This is a genomic window from Marinospirillum sp. (assembly GCF_035271045.1).
Classification (GTDB): Bacteria; Pseudomonadota; Gammaproteobacteria; order Pseudomonadales; family Halomonadaceae; genus Marinospirillum.
Window position 1 is genome coordinate 1 of sequence record NZ_DATESC010000008.1, and the last position, 17547, is coordinate 17547.

The 17547-nt window shown below is 43.0% G+C and carries 19 protein-coding genes; 3 read left to right on the forward strand and 16 right to left on the reverse strand.

Translation table 11 applies throughout. The annotated features are described in order from the left end of the window. Window positions 1-202: 202 nt before the first annotated feature. The 3 genes from VJY63_RS03925 to VJY63_RS03935 all read right to left on the reverse strand — a co-directional run bounded on the left by VJY63_RS03925 (window position 203) and on the right by VJY63_RS03935 (window position 2891). A complete protein-coding gene (locus VJY63_RS03925) occupies window positions 203-607 on the reverse strand; it encodes a TIR domain-containing protein (protein WP_324048448.1) in 405 nt (134 codons plus the stop codon). 6 nt (window positions 608-613) lie between these two features. Next, window positions 614-1849 carry a TRAFs-binding domain-containing protein gene (locus tag VJY63_RS03930; protein ID WP_151183413.1) on the reverse strand — a complete coding sequence of 412 codons (1236 nt, stop codon included), beginning with the start codon at window positions 1847-1849 and terminating at the stop codon, window positions 614-616. A 97-nt stretch (window positions 1850-1946) separates the two neighbouring features. Continuing rightward, entirely contained in the window at window positions 1947-2891 is a 945-nt protein-coding gene (locus VJY63_RS03935; RefSeq protein WP_324048449.1) for an STM4504/CBY_0614 family protein, read from the reverse strand. Window positions 2892-3228: 337 nt separating this feature from the next. Between VJY63_RS03935 and VJY63_RS03940 the strand changes: the two genes are divergently transcribed. Then, a complete protein-coding gene (locus VJY63_RS03940) occupies window positions 3229-4197 on the forward strand; it encodes an integron integrase (RefSeq protein ID WP_324048450.1) in 969 nt (322 codons plus the stop codon). A gap of 48 nt (window positions 4198-4245) precedes the next feature. Then, complete coding sequence (locus tag VJY63_RS03945; protein WP_324048451.1) at window positions 4246-5010, forward strand: RNA methyltransferase; 765 nt, start codon at window positions 4246-4248, stop codon at window positions 5008-5010. Window positions 5011-5024: 14 nt separating this feature from the next. On the opposite strand, the gene VJY63_RS03950 is transcribed toward VJY63_RS03945, so the two are convergent. From VJY63_RS03950 to VJY63_RS03965, 4 genes are all read right to left on the reverse strand, one after another. Continuing rightward, window positions 5025-7199, reverse strand: a complete 2175-nt coding sequence (locus VJY63_RS03950) for an ATP-dependent helicase (protein WP_324048452.1) — start codon at window positions 7197-7199, stop codon at window positions 5025-5027. Next, the gene (locus VJY63_RS03955; protein ID WP_324048453.1) at window positions 7199-7783 is read right to left on the reverse strand and encodes a DUF1285 domain-containing protein; all 585 of its coding nucleotides are present in this window, start codon (window positions 7781-7783) and stop codon (window positions 7199-7201) included. The genes VJY63_RS03950 and VJY63_RS03955 overlap by 1 nt, the downstream gene beginning before the upstream one ends. 1 nt (window position 7784) lies before the next feature. After that, the gene (locus tag VJY63_RS03960) at window positions 7785-8462 is read right to left on the reverse strand and encodes a TetR/AcrR family transcriptional regulator (RefSeq protein WP_324048454.1); all 678 of its coding nucleotides are present in this window, start codon (window positions 8460-8462) and stop codon (window positions 7785-7787) included. A 65-nt stretch (window positions 8463-8527) separates the two neighbouring features. Further along, entirely contained in the window at window positions 8528-9352 is an 825-nt protein-coding gene (locus tag VJY63_RS03965; RefSeq protein ID WP_324048455.1) for a TatD family hydrolase, read from the reverse strand. 207 nt (window positions 9353-9559) lie between these two features. Between VJY63_RS03965 and VJY63_RS03970 the strand changes: the two genes are divergently transcribed. After that, window positions 9560-9937, forward strand: coding sequence for a hypothetical protein (locus VJY63_RS03970; protein ID WP_324048456.1), 378 nt, complete (start codon window positions 9560-9562; stop codon window positions 9935-9937). A gap of 67 nt (window positions 9938-10004) precedes the next feature. On the opposite strand, the gene VJY63_RS03975 is transcribed toward VJY63_RS03970, so the two are convergent. The 9 genes from VJY63_RS03975 to fabD form a co-directional block, all read right to left on the reverse strand. Then, complete coding sequence (locus VJY63_RS03975; protein WP_324048457.1) at window positions 10005-10352, reverse strand: PilZ domain-containing protein; 348 nt, start codon at window positions 10350-10352, stop codon at window positions 10005-10007. Then, a complete protein-coding gene (locus VJY63_RS03980) occupies window positions 10345-11328 on the reverse strand; it encodes a DNA polymerase III subunit delta' (RefSeq protein WP_324048458.1) in 984 nt (327 codons plus the stop codon). The genes VJY63_RS03975 and VJY63_RS03980 overlap by 8 nt, the downstream gene beginning before the upstream one ends. After that, window positions 11325-11996, reverse strand: a complete 672-nt coding sequence (tmk, locus tag VJY63_RS03985; RefSeq protein ID WP_324048459.1) for a dTMP kinase — start codon at window positions 11994-11996, stop codon at window positions 11325-11327. Before tmk ends, VJY63_RS03980 begins: the two co-directional genes overlap by 4 nt. A gap of 10 nt (window positions 11997-12006) precedes the next feature. Further along, a complete protein-coding gene (mltG, locus tag VJY63_RS03990) occupies window positions 12007-13056 on the reverse strand; it encodes an endolytic transglycosylase MltG (RefSeq protein WP_324048460.1) in 1050 nt (349 codons plus the stop codon). A gap of 42 nt (window positions 13057-13098) precedes the next feature. Continuing rightward, entirely contained in the window at window positions 13099-13950 is an 852-nt protein-coding gene (locus VJY63_RS03995; RefSeq protein ID WP_324048461.1) for an aminotransferase class IV, read from the reverse strand. 4 nt (window positions 13951-13954) lie between these two features. Next, the gene (gene fabF / locus VJY63_RS04000) at window positions 13955-15193 is read right to left on the reverse strand and encodes a beta-ketoacyl-ACP synthase II (protein ID WP_324048462.1); all 1239 of its coding nucleotides are present in this window, start codon (window positions 15191-15193) and stop codon (window positions 13955-13957) included. A 152-nt stretch (window positions 15194-15345) separates the two neighbouring features. Continuing rightward, window positions 15346-15579, reverse strand: coding sequence for an acyl carrier protein (gene acpP / locus VJY63_RS04005; protein ID WP_324048463.1), 234 nt, complete (start codon window positions 15577-15579; stop codon window positions 15346-15348). 147 nt (window positions 15580-15726) lie between these two features. Further along, window positions 15727-16479 carry a 3-oxoacyl-ACP reductase FabG gene (gene fabG, locus VJY63_RS04010; protein WP_324048464.1) on the reverse strand — a complete coding sequence of 251 codons (753 nt, stop codon included), beginning with the start codon at window positions 16477-16479 and terminating at the stop codon, window positions 15727-15729. A 28-nt stretch (window positions 16480-16507) separates the two neighbouring features. Next, window positions 16508-17452 (reverse strand): ACP S-malonyltransferase, encoded by a 945-nt coding sequence (gene fabD / locus VJY63_RS04015; protein ID WP_324048465.1) that lies wholly within the window; start codon window positions 17450-17452, stop codon window positions 16508-16510. Between the last annotated feature and the right edge of the window lie 95 nt (window positions 17453-17547).

Here is a 17547-nt window from a genome sequence, read left to right on the forward strand (position 1 = left end):
TAAGAGTCTTACGCTCAATATCAGTGAGCAGAGCATCTGCCCGTTTAATATATTCTGGAAGTTCAGTAATTGTAGTCAGCATATCCAATAGAATAATCCAATGGATCACTCAAGACAAGTGCTGAAAAGAGTTAACGCCGCGCTCACCGGTAAATTAGGAGCGCAGCGAGTAATTTATCCGTGTGCAGCGCCTTGTTATAATTTACTTGGCATGTTTCCTGATTGCAGCAATTATACTTTCAGTATTCCAACGAACATCAACTATTGATCGTGAAGACACAATAGTTGATATTCTTTCCTGTCCACTTGGAATTACACCAACAATGGGGATATCTAACTCAATAGCTTTATCTAGCTCCCATTCAATCCAGGAGCTATGGCTTGCATACACGCCCGCTAATGCCAATACTATGTCTGAGTTACCAATTTTTTGTGCCAACCTCGTCTTGACATAGCTTTCATCTTCAGAGTTTATTGGCTTATCCTTCGTGGATTCTTCGTATGTGGCGCTAAAATGCGATCTTGCATTAATTAGATTTCTTAGTGATTCTAACGTATCTGTATATTGCCAAGAGTGACTTATAAATATCTTGTATTCTTTAGCCATTTTCATTTATCCATTGATTAATTTAGTTAATATTTCTTTGCCTTCAAAATATGTTTCTTTTTCCCAGTCTGATGTAACCAGAGCTAGGTAAATTTTTTCATATTTCATTCCACTATTTACATCACCAAGGCCAAAATAACAATTGGCGAGTGTTGCGTAAGGCCACTTATTTATTGATTGAGAACTTTCTTCTTCCTCAGATAAGTGGGACAAAATCTCCAAAATCTCTTGTCTCGCCTTTTTGGCTGAAATTTTATAGAAAGTTTTTTCATCTAGATCTACTTCAATACTCGCGGCAAGATTTAAACAAAGAGCGTAATTTTCACCATTATAATAATCGCGACGAATTTTAAATCCCTTACCGTAATAATGTATAGCGCGTTTCAAACACTCAGCATCATTTGTTGCATGCCACATACGCTTATATATAGCTCCAGTAAGCCCAAGAGTTTCTGGATCGTTTGTTTCATTATCTGGATCTAGTTTTTCAATTATTTGAAGAGCATCGGTTAAAGATGAAATTACTGTAGGATTTTTAGATTTGTACTTGGCTAAGGCATGTTGCTGAGTAAAATATGCTTCATTTGGAACTAAGCTTTCAGCCTTTTCCCATAATCGAGCAGCTTCGATAAAATTAGAACCCTCCATAAAATGCTTGGCCCGTTCAGAAATAGCAAAGATACTTTCTTCTCTTTCAGATAAATCACCAATGATTCTTTGATATTCTTTTTGTGTTAATTTAGGGGGCTCAATATCTTGTATGTAGTCATAAAGAGGACTATCAATTACTTTATTTTTTAGTATTGATTCGATCATTTCAACTAATGCTTCCTTGCACCGTTCAGCTTCATCGACCCCAATATCATCACCTAAGTGAACGTAGTGAAAAATACGGTTGTGGTTAAGATCAAATGGAATAGAGCCTTCTTGCTCTTTTATAATTATTGTTGAATAGGGTCTAACGGCATGTCGAATACCTAATTCATATATTGCATTTGGGTTATATGTAGATATGTCTGCTACAACTAAATCTGCATGCATTAGCAACGCATACATACTTTTATCTATTAAGCCAGAGTCTTGAATTTCATCAGCCCTAACGCACTGAACCCCTGCTTTTTCAACTGCGGGTTTAATAATATTTTTATATGTTTTATCAAGATCTAGTGTCTTACCTGTAGATAGGTCTGTTTTTTTCCCAAACCCCATAATGACGAAACATAATTTTTGTTTTTTTGTCATTCGTTGCACCTATTTGGTTGATAAATTATAACGCGAAGCGCAACGGCGCGAGCTTGCGAGCGTCCGGCACCCGCAGGGTGCGAATTGCCGCGCCTTGTTATGCAATTTCTTTCTCTGCGGTGGTCAAAAAAACCAATGTTGATGCTGTCATATGAAGCATGTATGCAACCAGGTAATCTGGCACCATGGTGGGAGTTGTTCCTTGACCATGCCCGCTTAATTTATTTCTGCCAGTAGGAATGCTACTTTCCAACATGCTGCGTAAGGAGCTAAGCTGTTGCTGCCAAAAAGAAGGGACTAGATCATTATCAAAACAGATCTGAATTAAGGCTTTAGCAGTAGCGTTTGGTTGATAAGGCCATTTACGTTTATCACAGATAGCCTTCATGGTACTTTCAAAAGACTTTAAACAGTCATTTAGAGCTTCTTTGTTTTTTCCGTGACGGTAATGCTCATAAGCACTTAGAAATTCCTGTTGCGCACCATGATAATTTTTTTCGTTCAGTAATCTTAGTGCCGGCTTGACTGCTTCAACATGAATTAACTCAGAGTCCACTCTGACAATTTCACCTTCAACAAACTGAAAACCGACACCGTGCTCCTTGAAACGATCATTGAGTTCATTTATGGCATTATCTGCAACTTTAGATGCGTTATTGCGACCCAAGTAATACTCTCTTGTTAGTTGATCAATGTACCTGAAACTCAGTTCAACGATGTCCAACTGGCGTTCAGCATCATCTTCTTGAAGAAGAAAATTTGCCAGTTCTTTCAGGTACATTCGATCATTGTACTTTTCAGCGGTTGGCAGTTGAAACAAACCATACTCACGGCACAATGTATCAACGATAAACTTATATGCCGACTTAACATTATATCCATGTGTATAATCATAATAGCTTTGTTCACTACCAATAGAGTCAGCCCAAATATGCACTATCTGGACTCTAAGAGCATTTGGCAAATCACCATACGTATATACGTCAGGCACGTCACCTCTTAAAGCCTTCTGCCTTTTCGAAAACAGATCAAAAATTGCCACTTACTCTGAACTCCTTATTTTGCATAACAGCGTATTAGTAGGCGTGCTCATTTTGCTGCTTGAGCTCATCTACTCAAAATTAATACATAACTCTGAATACTAAAGATTTTACCAGTAAAAACAAGCTAGCCTTTGGTAACAATCAACCACGCCGCCTATCCTGCTAATAGTACGCACACTATTTTACCAACCAAAACCCCAAACTTTTGATTTTTATAGTTTTAAATAAAAAACCAGCAGAATATTGAGCAAGATCAAGGTTTTAAACAAGCATATTTCAAAACCCCAACTAGAATAGACTGTACAAATAACCAGTTTTTAAAAAAAAGGAATTCTTATGCTGAAAAGTCCATTTTTAAATTCCATACGCATGGATATGCGTCAAAAAGGTTATGCACTTAAAACTGAAAAAACTTATTTATACTGGATTAAATACTTTATTTTATTCCATAAAAAACAGCATCCTCAGAACTTAGGTAGTCCAGAAGTACAACAGTTCTTATCCTACCTAGCCAATAATAAGCACGTAGCAATAAATACGCAGAAAATTGCTTTGAATGCGCTGGCATTTTTATATAACAAATTTTTAGAGCAGCCAATGGGGGATATTGACTTCATTCCAGCCAGTAAACCTAGGAATTTACCGACGGTGCTTTCTATCTATGAGGTGCAGCGTATCTTGCAAGTTTTGGAGGAACGTAACCGTACTCTATTTTCACTGCTGTACGGTGGTGGCTTACGTATTAATGAATGCTTGAGATTAAGAGTTAAAGATTTCGATTTTGATCATGGTTGTGTTTCTATTCATGATGGTAAGGGTGGTAAAAGCCGAAATACTTTGCTTCCTCTCAGCTTAAAACCTGCAATCGAGCAATTAATTAAAAAAGCCATTACTGTTCAGGTTTCAGATAATGCTCAAGCTATTGGCCCATCCATGCCTTTTGCTTTAGATCGAAAGTATCCATCAGCCTACCGGCAGCCAGCTTGGATGTTTGTTTTTCCTTCTACTACTTGGTGCAATCATCCAGTGACTGGTAAGTTGTGTCGCCATCACTTACACGATTCAGTGGCTCGAAAAGCATTAAAAACAGCAGTGTATAAAGCAGGTATCGTTAATAAGCGTGTTACTTGCCACACTTTTCGCCATTCTTTTGCTACACATCTTTTACAAGCAGGGCGTGATATTCGCACAGTACAAGAGTTACTGGGACACTCAGACGTAAAAACCACCCAAATTTATACGCATGTTATCGGGCAGCACTTTGCTGGCACAGCCAGTCCCTTAGATACCTTGGGAGTTTTTTAGCGATATTTCAGTATACTACCTACCCTTCTCGTATTTTTTGGATACCTTATGCTTAGTAAAAATCAGGCTAAAAATCTTCGTGCTTTACACCGTAAAAAAACGCGCCGTGAACAGGGTTTATTTTTGGTGGAAGGTGAAAAGGTGGTGGCTGAGTTGTTAGCTGCTAGTGATTGGCAGGTGCAAAGCCTTTATGCCACGGCTGCGTTTATTAATGCTTATAAAGGTTTAATTAAACAATCAGGCGTTACTTTAGTGGAATGTTCGGCAGAAGAACTGACTTCAGTTAGCACGCTGGTCAGTAATAGCGCGGCTTTGGCGGTGGTTGCTATGCCTAGGCAAGCGCCTGATTTACACCTTGATTCCAACACTTGGATCCTTGCATTAGATGGCATTAACGACCCGGGTAATTTAGGTAGTGTGTTACGCATTGCTGATTGGTATGGCATTCAACAAGTGATGTGTTCGCCGACTACGGCTGAGGTTTATAATCCTAAAGTAATTACTGCTTCTAAAGGTTCTTTTTTGCGCGTTGCAGTTGTTTATCAGCCGCTACCTGATTTTTTTGCAACTTTATCAGCCAATACAGCAGTGTTAGGTGCTTATTTAGACGGTGAATCCATTCACAATTTACAGCCCAACCCACAAGGTGGTGTAATTTTATTAGGCAGTGAAGCACAGGGCATTAGTGCTGAATTGGCGGCGCTGGTTACGCGTAAAATTACGATTCCAGCTTTTGGTGCAGCAGAATCATTAAATGTTGGTATTGCAGCAGCGGTGATTTGTGACAATTTAAAACGGCTAAGTTCTTTATAAAAAAAAAGAAAAAATTAGCCGTTAGCAAATAACTTGCTAAGAAAACTTGGTTCTTTTTTGCTGGGTTTAGTTTTAATTGCTTGACATTGATAAGCAGAAAAAAGAGGTGGCGGTAAATCACTCACCGCTTGCCAGTAATGTTTAAGCAATTCAGGGTGCTGTGCTTTCATACTGGCTGGTAGCGGGTTAGGTGGTTCGTGCAGCAGCGCTGCCAGTAAGCTAGCATCTTGTAACGCAGCTTCTTCTAAAAAGCGGCTGGGTTGCATAGCATTTTCACTTCGCGCCAGCACTAGGCTGTGTTTGGCACGGGTAATGGCAACGTAGAATAAACGCCTTTCGGCTTCTTCTTCGGCGGTGGTTAAGCCCCTAAAGCCTGAAGTGTAAGGAAAGTCGCCTTCGTTCAAGCCATAGATACCCACCCAATCCCATTCCAAACCCTTGGCAGCATGGACGGTTAAAATCATTAGTTGAGCAGTTTCTTTTATCGCGGTTTGGGTTTGGCCTTCTTGCTGCGCTTGTTCTAATTGGTTGATCCATTCGCCTAAATCGCTGGTGGTGCTTTTTTCGGCATAACGTCTTAAACCTTCGATCAAGCGCAACGCTTCTTCGCCGCTTTCTTTGCTGGGGGCAGTTTTGCGTATTTTTTCTAGGGCATCGGTTTCACGTAGCGTTAGTTGCATAAAGCCTAGCGGGTTCAGCTGCTTAGCATATTTAGCCAATTTTTCTAATAGTTCAAGTCGCTTAGCCACCTGATTTCTTTTATGTTTTGACAAAGCATCCATCGCTGCCATTAATGCTGAATCGCTTTGTATTCTGCCTTGCAACAAGCTTTGGCGTTCCGCTTCTTTTAAATACAAGGTTGGAAAGCTTAGTAGTTGGTAAAAATCTTGTTGAGCATCGGGGTGCTGATAATTAATTTGCATTCCGGCTTGGCTGTTTAACGCCAAACGTGCATAAGCCAATAAGCCGCGAATTTGTGGGCGATTAAAGATAAAGTGTTCTTGCCGTGCTAATTGAAACGGCTGGTGGTTTTTTAATAATTCTAACTGCACGTCTAAACTTTGCGCCCAGCTGCGTACTAAAATAGCCGCGCTGCCTGTTGAGTGTTTTACCTGCCAAGTGGCAAATTCTTCTAGCAACCAAGCACTGCCCTGCCCTTGCTGCAACAAAGTTGGGTAAGCATTTTTAGTAGCTAACGTGATTTGTTCAGGGCGCTCTTTATTATGGATAATGGTTTGATTAGCCGCCAAAGCAAGGCTGTGCCCAAAACGAAAGGTATGCGTTAGCGGGTAATCTTGAACCTGTTTAAAATCTTGCTGAAAACGGCGCAACATATACTCAGGCTTAGCACCGCGCCATTCATAAATGCATTGGTCAATATCGCCCACTACCATTACTTGCGCTTCACCGGCTAAGGCTTTTAGTAGTGCCTGTTGTACTTCGTTAATGTCTTGGTATTCATCAACAATCAAGTAATCTAAAAAACCTTGTAAGCGGTTTAATAATTCTGGCTGCTTAGCCAATACTTTTAAGGGTCGCCATAAAAGGTCATCAAAAAACATCAGGCGCTGCGCTTGCAAAATGCTTTCTAACTGCTCGAAAGCGTGCAAAAAATATTTCTGAGCAGGCGAGGCATCTAAGGCTTCAAACACTATATGGGCAGGGCTTAAACCACTTTTTACCAACGTACAAAAGTTTTTAAACGCATCTAAAGCATCGTCTTCTAACCAAGCTTGTAATTCATCGCCTTGTTCAGCCAAGGGTACAAGCGCTTGTTCGGCCAGTTGCGTCAGAGCTAAACGGGTTAAGCGGTCAATCATCCATTCTTCTTGCTGCAATTTGTGTGGTTTTAATACACCCCAACGGCAAAAAGTTTGCGTTAAACGGTGGCCTAACGAATGAAAAGTACGCACATCGGGCAGTTGCAGCACTATGCCTTCGTTTACCTGAACTTCAGCAGCACGGTTTTGTAGCTTACTAACGAAATCTTCACGCGCAGCACGGTTATACATCACCACCAACACCCGTTTGGCAGGCGTACCTTGGCGCAGCAAGTGAATGACCCTTTCCACCAGCGTAGTGGTTTTGCCCGAACCCGCAACGGCACGAACTCTAGCATGACCTTGCTGGTGGCTAATAACCGCCTGTTGCTCTTGAGTTAGATTTTTTTTAAACAAACGTTTGGGCATTAATCAAAGCAACCTAGCTGAAACTCAGCGCCAGCAGAAGTTAAATACAAGCAGGTTTGCTGGTGCTCTTCACGCATTTGCGCCAACTCGACTAGCTGATAAAATACCTGCGGCAAAATACGCGCTTCTAACCCATCGCGTACCAACACATAAGGGCGTGGCTCGCCATTGGCTTGGGTAATCACGCGCAACGGGTGCTCAGTGTCTAAGGTAAACGTATCGCTGACATTGGTTGCTAATTGAATAACTGGCTTATCTGCTTGCGTGGTTACGTCTGCTGCAACGATTAAAAAAGGCACTTCAGCCACTTTCACCAAAACTTTCTCATTAGGCGTAATCAAGTAATAGTTGCCATCCGCCTCTAAACGCAGCAGCGTAGAAAATAGCCGCACCAGTTCGGTACGAATAAAAGGATCGCCTTGATGAAACCATTGACCTTGGTGGTCGATGCTTAGGTCAATATCCACAATTTTTTGCGGTTGCCAAAGGTGCAGTGGTGGCAAGTTTTTTTCACCCGCATTCACCGCAATGCGTGAAGCAAATTGTAATAAAACACCACTATTAGAAACATTAGAACAGGGCATATTAAGGCTTAGCTTTTGATAACGAAATGTCTGGGCTAGATTTACGCCCACGCTGACCACGATTGCCTAAGCGCACGCCAATATCCATCATAAAACGAAAAAATTCGTCTTTATCTTGAATCACATCTTGAAAAAATTCTGATTGGTACAAAACCGCTGCGCCATGTACAAACGCCCAAGAAGCGCAATAATGAAAATATGGTGGTACATCTTCTAACAAACCTTCGTCCATACGTCCGGTAATTAAACCCGACAAACTTTCTAGGTTTTTGGCGCGAAAACGGTGTAATTCTTCAATCATTTCTGGAATAACATTGGCTTTAACCAATTTTTCTTCTAAACGATTAAACAGCAGGTATTTGTCGGGTTGGTGCATCCGAAATTCAAAATAAGCGCGTGATAGCGATTCTTTATTTTCAGCGATGGCTGGTAAGGTAAATAATTGTGCCATTTCTTGTTCGTAATTGAGCATTAAGCGCAAGAAAATCTCGGCTTTGGTACTAAAGTGCTTATAAATAGTGCCTTTGCCGATATTTACTTTTTCAGCAATCATCTCAACCGTGACTTTATCTTCACCTAATTCCAAGAACAGCTCTAGTGCAATGTCCAGTATTCGCGTTTCACGCTGCTTAAACTCTCTAACGCGCCGCGCCTGTTTTTCTACCGGTGACTCAGCCATGATCTGCTCCTAAGAAAGTGACTCATATCATTGTTTTGGTCACAAGATTAAACGGCTTTTATCATTCAAGCAAGCGAAGCCTGTTGTTGACCCGCTTTAGCCAGCGCTTTTGGAAATAAGCGAAAAAAGTTTTCTGTGGTTTGTTGCGCCAAAAACTCGCGGTCTAAACCTCGTAAATCAGCTATAAATTCCAACACATCTCGCACATAACCGGGTTCATTTTGCTTGCCACGGTGAGGCACTGGCGCTAAATAAGGGGCATCAGTTTCAAGCAGCATCCGGTCTAAAGGCAGCGCTTTTACTACTTCGCGCAGCGCTGCTGCGGAATGAAAAGTAACGATACCAGAAAAAGACACGTATAAACCCATACCAACAACCTGCCGAGCAAAGTCTAAATTTTCAGTAAAGCAATGAATAATGCCCTGCCCACCTTGTTCACAAAAAGGCTTTAATAGTTTTAACGTGTCTTCGCTGGCTTCACGGGTATGTACAATAACCGGCTTGTTAAGCACTAAAGCAGCATCCAAATGGCGTTGAAAATAATCCAACTGCAACGCAGGTTCTAGCCCTTCGTAATGGTAATCTAAGCCAGTTTCGCCCAGCGCAATAATATCATCGGCTTGCCCCCATTCAATCAGTTGTTCGGTACTAACCGGCTGCTCTGGCTTATGCAGCGGGTGCAAACCCAGCGTTAAACTGACATCATCAAAAGGTGCTGTCAGTTCGCGTAGCTGTTGAATGTGCCAAGGGTTAACATTAATGCACAAAAAATGCTTAACACCACGCAGTCTTGCTGCGGCTAAAACACCGTCTAAACCTGCGACTTCACCGCTGCTGGTTTTTGCAAGTTCTAACATATCCAAATGGCAGTGAGAATCAACTAACCACATACTAATTCCTTATTTAAAAAGTAATAAACATTCAACTAAAGTCTAGGTAGACTAGAGGTTCTAATGGCGTAGTATGAAGCGCTTGCAAGAAAGAAAAAAGGGATATCCAATGAAAAATCAAGCATCTATCTAATCAGGCTCACTTAATCGTGTACCTGATTTTTTTTATGTTTAAATTTTTTTAAATCTGCAAAAAAGGTATTTATTATGTCATCAAGTGACAAAAAAAAGAAACTAATCAAAGCCAAAAAAAATGAGTTAAAAGCAAAGAAAGCTTTACTAGCTGCTAAAAAAAGCAAGCTGGCTAAAAATAAAAAGCGCCCTTTAATTGATAGGGTTAAAAAAGCGGTTAAGAAAAATGAACTACCCACTGTTTTTACTGCTAAAAATCTAAAATCTTGGATGAAAGATAACAAGATTGTTAAAAATTCTGGCAAAGAATATAAGAAGTCAGTAATTAAGGATATGCTGTCTAATTCAGACAAAAAGAATGATTCTAGTAATGCTAACGCTAAAACAGTATTACACGTAAGAACAGGCGAGAAAGGTAAAAAAGAATACTGCTTTAGTAAAAACTTTAAGTAAATATTCACTAAGCCAGTGATGACTAGGGCAGTAACGATTTTATTGGTTACTGCCTTTTTTATGGATTTTAAAGCGTATGACTAGGTTTATCGTGATCGGGTAAGTCAGCTAATAGCGCTTCAATTTTATTTTTTAGACCGGCATCAGCGTCTGAAAAATGCACACCCACACCGGCGATTTTTTGATTCTGAGCGCCAACCGGTGTACGCCAAGCTAATGTGCCGGTAATCAAAAGGGGTTCAGCAGCCAAAAGCTGTAAATAAAATTGCACCGCTTCATTAGGCCGCAGAGCGCGATGCGTAGGCACAAATAAACCACCACGCTTTAAAAAAGGTAGGTAATGGGCTTTAAGCGCTGGTTTGTCTTCTAATACTAAGGTTAATGGCTGCATTGCATTGCTGCTTAATTCACTCATGGCTTAGCTCCTGCATTAACTTAATCATTAAGTTTTCTAAAAACAAATCAACATTAGGATTCGTATTTAGCTTGGCGTGCATCCCTTGTAATTCTTGTTCTAAATGTAAAATACCGTATTGCCCTAAACGCTGAAACAACTGCCGATACAAAGGTAGTTGCCGGCTATCTTGCACACCCATTTCACCCAACACGCCAAACCTAAGACTGTCGGCGAGCCAACGCTGTAAGCTGGTTAATAACGCACTTAAAGGAAAAGTTTTAAGCTTACTGGCTTGTTCAATGGGGTCAGCACCTCTGACCAAAGCTTCCATCACTTGGGTTAATAAATAACGCCTTTCTTCAGCCGCCGGTGTTGCCAGTTTTAACGCGTGCAACGGCCGACCACCAGCGGCTTTTAATAACATTTCAGGATTTTGTTCATGGCTTAATTGTGGTTTAAGCCAAGCTTTGCCTTGTTCTAAACTGGGCGGCTTAACTGACCAAATCTGGCAACGACTACGCAGCGTAGCAGGCAAGCTAGAAGGTTGGTCGCTTACAAGAATAAATTGCGTTAAAGGTTCAGGTTCTTCCAACGTTTTTAATAGCGCATTAGCAGCGTTGATATTCAAAGCTTCAGCAGGCCAAATAATCACCACTTTGTAACCACCCAACTGGGCGCTTTTTTGCACCTGAGTGGTCATTTCACGCACTTGATCCACCCGAATTGCTTTGCCTTCGGCTTCGGGTTCTAAGATGTGTAAGTCAGGATGAAAGCCTGATTCAATAAAACGACAAGAACGGCATTTACCACACGCTTGCAAACCTTGGTGGTTGCTGCACAACACAAAATACGCCAAAGCACGGCCTAAAGTGCGCTTACCTAGACCCGACAAGCCGGTTAGCAACAACGCATGGGGCAAGCGGCGCTCTTGTATCTGCTGCTGCCATTGTCGCCAAATAATTGCGTGCCAAGGCATGGATTGGGAAGGCTTCATGCGCCTAACGCTTTATCTAATAAAGGCTGTAAATACTCAAGCACCTGCTGCTGCACTTGTGGCAAGCTTTGTGCAGCGTCGACTACACGAAAGCGTAACGGGTGTTGATGGGCACGTTGCAGGTAAGCATCTCGAACCCGCTGAAAAAACGCCCATTGTTCTTGTTCAAAACGGTCACGCTGCTGACCACGGCTATCAACACGCGCTGAAGCCGCTTCAATCGGCATATCCAGCAATAGGGTTAAATCAGGCTGTAAATCGCTGTGAACCAACTGTTCAAGCTGCTCAAGTAGCGCTTCACTTTGCCCACGCCCTCCACCTTGATAAGCATAGCTAGCATCAGTAAAACGGTCGCAAATTACCCAAATGCCTTTAGCCAGTGCTGGGCGAATCACTTGGTCTAGGTGTTGAGCACGACCGGCAAACATCAGCAGCAGCTCGGTTAAATGGCAAGGCGCTTCAGTAGTTTCAGTCGTGTTGGCAAGCAGCAGGTTACGAATGGATTCCGCTAACGGCGTACCACCAGGTTCACGGGTTTTTATCCACGGAATACCAGCATTATCAAGTTGGGCAGTAATAAAATTAACATTGGTGGTTTTACCCACACCTTCGCCGCCTTCTAAGGTAATAAAGCACGCAGGATTAATAGTCAAAGCTTGGTTAGTCATGGTTACAATCCTATTCACTGCTATTTTTTTCATCAACCGGCGCTGGCGATGAGCGGTAATCGGCACGGCGCTGTAGTTGGTATTTTTGTACTGCTTGATTGTGTTCTACAAGGCTAGCAGAAAATTGATGTGAGCCATCGCCTTTAGCAACAAAATACAAGGCGTTGCCAGCAGCCGGATTAACAGTGGCTTTTAATGCTGCTGCACTGGGTAAAGCAATCGGGGTAATTGGCAAGCCTCGAATCACATAAGTATTCCAAGGTGTGGGATCGCGTAAATTTTTGCGGGTGATTTTGCCTTGGTAGTTTTTATCCATACCGTAAATCACCGTGGGGTCGGTTTGTAGGCGCATACCTTTTTGTAAACGGCGCACAAAAACCCCAGCAATGGCTTCACGCTCATGCGGTACACCCGTTTCACGTTCCACAATAGAGGCCATAATTAAGGCTTCATAAGGCGTTTTATAAGGCAAGTCAGCGGCACGATTCTCCCAAACATCGGCAAGTAATTGTTGCATAGTGCGATTCGCTAAGCGCATTAAATCTAGGTCTTGCATACCTTTGCTGTAAGTATAAGTATCAGGGAAAAACCAGCCTTCTGCCGCTTGGTCAGGCATACCTAGCGCAGTCATTATTTCAGCTTCTGACCAACTTTTCGTGGTTTTGGTTAATTTTTCAGCAGCAGCAAGGCTGTCACGCATGGCTTTAAATGTAGAGCCTTCCACTAAAGTTAACCGATAAGTTACCAGATCACCGGCTTGTAATTTTTTATACAGCTGAGGTAGCGTTAACGACGCGGTTAATTGGTATTCACCTGTGTGAATAACGCCTGAATCACCCGTTAAGCGCAGCCAAATGCGGGTGGGCAAGCTACTACCAATAACACCTTCTTGTTCTAGCTGATTTAGCAAACTGATAAACGTTCGGCCCGATGCAATATCCAATAAGCGCGGCGCTTCTAACCTAAGGGGTTGGTTAAGCTGCTGCTGAAACCAATACGCAGTAACCGCCACTAACAGCAAGGTGATTAGCATTAGGGCTAAGGCTATTTTTTTAATCATTGGTTGCCAATTAGTTAAAGTTGCCAGTGAGTTAAATGGCTGTTAGTTAATTGGCAGTCCCAATTGAGGGTGAAAAACTGCCATGAGTTGTTGTGTTTGAATGCCAACAGGCCAGTTAGCTAAACAGCCACTGGCATCTTGTAGGCTAGTCACCGGCCAAATACCTTGCAAGCTATTACACACAAATACTTCTTCAGCCTGTTTAAGTTGTTCCAAGCCACCTTGCCCTTGCACCACTTGTTTGGTGGTTAAATGGCTTAGTAATTGACGGCGCATCACACCAGCTAAAGCGCCCGTTTGTAACGAAGGCGTATGCCAGCAACCTTTTGCAAACCAAAACACGTTGCGGGCGATAGCTTCATTGACTTCCCCAGCAGCGTTGTATTGTAGCGCTTCTATAAAATCGGTTGGACAACCTTCACTGGCTAAAATTTGGCTTAGCCGATTTAAATGTTTGCTGGCTGATTCAGGGTTACTGCCTGGGCAAGCTTGCCACCAGCAGGCGATGCCTTGATAAGGCTCGTTATTAATGCTTAATCGGCGTGGGTGAACAAAGCGGTGCCAAGGTTGTTGTTTGGCGCGTCGATAACCCACACCACCTGGCCCAGCTAAGAGCATAACTTTTATCATGCCTTCTTGCAGCTTAGCGCTGGATTGCTGAATTTCAGCTGCCAATAAAGACCAATCCACCGTATTAGCAGAATACAATAAAGCAGCCAGCCCTGATTGAAGGCGCAACAAGTGGTCATCTAAAAATACAGCCTGACCCGCCGTTACTCTTAGCGTAGTAAACACACCTTCACCAAAGGCCAAAGCACGACTTGCCAGCAACCAATCAAGGTCACTGGCAGCAGGGTTACGACCATCAAGCAACGGGGGTGGTAAGCCAGTCATCCTATTAAACTTTGCTAAAAATTAAGCTGCCGTTAGTACCACCAAACCCAAAAGAATTCGACAGGGTATGTTCAATTTTCATCTGCCGCGCTTCTTTGGGAACATAATCTAGGTTACAACCTTCTTGAGGGTTTTCTAAGTTAATAGTAGGCGGTGCAACTTGGTCACGAATTGCTAGAATGCAAAACACCGCTTCAACAGCACCCGCAGCGCCTAACAAATGACCAATCATGGATTTAGTTGAACTCACAGCAACTTTTTTAGCGGCTACGCCCAACACCGTTTCAACCGCACGACTTTCGGCTAGATCACCGGCTGGCGTAGAAGTACCGTGGGCATTAATGTAGCTAATTGCGTCCACACTTAAACCCGAGTCACGAATGGCATTACGCATAGCAGCAGCAGCACCACGGCCATCTTCAGGCGGCAAGGTCATGTGGTAAGCATCATCACTCATGCCAAAACCAGTGACTTCAGCATAAATATTGGCACCACGCGCTTTGGCGTGTTCGTATTCTTCTAAAACCAGCACACCTGCACCATCACCTAACACAAAACCATCGCGGTCTTTATCCCAAGGGCGACTGGCTGCTTGAGGGTCATCGTTGCGGGTTGAAAGCGCACGCGCTGCGGCAAAGCCACCCAAACCTAACGGTGTACTGGCTGCTTCTGCACCGCCACACACCATGACATCCGCATCACCGTAAGCGATAGTACGCGCTGAATAGCCAATATTGTGTGTACCTGACGTGCAGGCGGTTGTAATGGCAATGTTTGGGCCACGAAACCCAAAACGTATCGCAAGGTTGCCAGCGATCATGTTAATAATGGAGCCGGGTACAAAGAAAGGTGAAATTTTACGCGGCCCACCTTTTTGCAATAATTCATGGTTTTTTTCAATCATAGGTAAACCACCAATACCCGAACCAATGGCACAACCAATGCGATCCGCATTTTCTTCGGTGGTTTCCAAACCTGAATCCGCAATGGCTTGAATCGCAGCAGCCATGCCATATTGAATGAATAAATCCATTTTACGGGCATCTTTTTTAGGCATAAAAGCTTCAACATCAAAGCCTTTTACCTGAGCACCAAAGCGAGTGGTAAAAGCCGAAGTATCAAAGCCTTCAATCGACGCAACTCCGCTGCGACCTGCTAAAACACCTTGCCAAGTATCATCTAGGTTAATGCCCAATGGAGTCACTAACCCCATACCTGTCACCACAACGCGTCTGTGCAACATACCCTTCTCCTCTGCAATTCGTTAATGCTTAAAATTGGCGGGGATTATATCCCAAAAAATAAAAAACCGCTGCACCAAAAAAGGCGAAGCGGTTTTTAACAAGTAGCAAAGTTGACCTTAAATACTTGTATCAGACGGGTGTCTAAGAAAGCTTACTGATTAGCCATAACGTAGTTCATAGCTTCTTGAACAGTGGTAATTTTTTCAGCATCTTCGTCTGGAATTTCAGTCTCAAACTCTTCTTCAAGCGCCATAACTAGCTCAACGGTATCCAAAGAATCAGCGCCTAGATCTTCAACAAAAGATGAAGAATTTTGAATCTCTTCTTCTTTAACGCCTAGTTGTTCAGCAACAATTTTTTTAACGCGTTCTTCAATAGTGCTCATGATATTTAATTACTCCAAGTTAAAAAGCTTACTGTGCGATGATTCTAATAAATTATTAGTCTAAAATTGCACAACAGTTTATAAACCGAAGCAGACGGTTGCAACTAAAAAAAACGTTAAGTTACAAGTTGTCTACTTCGATGAAATTTAGCGCATATTCATGCCACCATTAACATGCAAAGTTTCACCCGTAATGTAAGCAGCCGGTTCGCTAGCTAAAAAGCCAACCACAGCGGCTATTTCTTCTGGCTGGCCTAAACGTGCTAAAGGTATTTGTTTCACTAATACTTCTTTTTGAGCTTCGGGTAATACATCGGTCATGTCAGTGGCAATAAAACCCGGTGCCACAGCATTGACAGTGATATTGCGCGAACCCACTTCACGTGCAAGTGAACGTGTAAAACCTTCTACACCCGCCTTAGACGCAGCGTAGTTAGCCTGACCCATATTGCCCATAGTAGCAACAACAGAGCTGATGTTAATAATGCGCCCCCAACGGGCTTTAGTCATACCTTTTAAGCACGCTTTGCTGGTGCGATAAACCGATTTAAGATTGGTGTCGATAACCTCATCCCACTCATTATCTTTCATGCGTAACATTAGATTATCTTTAGTAATGCCAGCATTATTAACCAGTATCACCGGCACACCATACGCTTGAGTAATCGCTTTAACAACGGCTTCAACAGACGCTGCATCCGTTACATTAAGCAGCATACCTTGACCCGCTACACCAGCTATTTTTAAGCCTTCAGTAATGTTAGCAGCACCCGTTTCGCTGGTCGCAGTACCAATTACAACCGCACCTAAACGACCCAACTCTAGGGCAACAGCACGACCAATGCCACGGCTAGCGCCAGTAACTAGGGCTACTTTTCCTGCCAGATTTGCTTGACTCATCACTTGTCCTCTTTACCTTTACGCAAGATTATTTAGCACGCAATGCATCTAAAGCCACTTGAACAGATTCAGAATCATTCACGGCCAACGATTTAGCGGTTTTTACGATGCGTTTGTTTAAGCCGACTAATACTTTGCCTGGACCGCATTCAACGTAAGAATCTACACCTTGCTGCGTCATAAACTCAATACTTTCAATCCAGCGTACGGGGCGATAAAGCTGTGCAAGCAAGTTATCACGAATCGCGGTGACTTCAGTTTCGGGTGCTGCATGGACGTTTTGCACCACAGGCACACGCGGCTTATTCAGCTGGATTAGGTTTAATTCATCAGCAAGCTTTTCTGCGGCTGGGCGCATTAATTCACAGTGTGAAGGCACACTAACCGGCAGTGGCATCGCTTTACGCGCACCCGCTTCTTGGCAGGCTAAAATAGCGCGTTCAACCGCTGCAACGTTACCGGCAATCACAATTTGACCAGGGGCATTGTAGTTAACCGCAGCAACAATTTCGCCTTGTGCAGCGGCGGCACAAGCGGCTTCAATTTTATCAGCCTCTAAGCCCAAAATAGCTGCCATTGCGCCTTGACCTGGTGGCACGGCTTGCTGCATAAATTCGCCACGGGTACGCACTAAGCGCAAACCATCAGCAAAATCTAGCGCACCGCTGCACACTAAAGCTGAGTATTCACCCAAGCTGTGACCTGCAAGCCAAGCAGGACGCGCACCTTCTAATTCTTTCCAAACACGCCACACAGCAACGCTAGCAGCAAGTATGGCGGGTTGGGTAATGTCGGTACGGTTTAAGTCTTCAACCGGCCCTTCTTGTACTAAATGCCAAAGGTCGTATCCCAGCGCGGTTGATGCTTCTTCAAAAGTAGCGCGGACAACAGCGTAGCGCTCGGCTAACTCAGAAAGCATCCCTAATTGCTGCGATCCCTGACCGGGAAATATAAAGGCGAGGTTAGAAGCCATAAGTCATCTAGTCCTGTATTTAGCGGGTTATTATCGGCGCGCATTCTAGCATAGCTTTGCAAGAAGGCTAGACTTTAGCGCATCAAGGGTCGTTT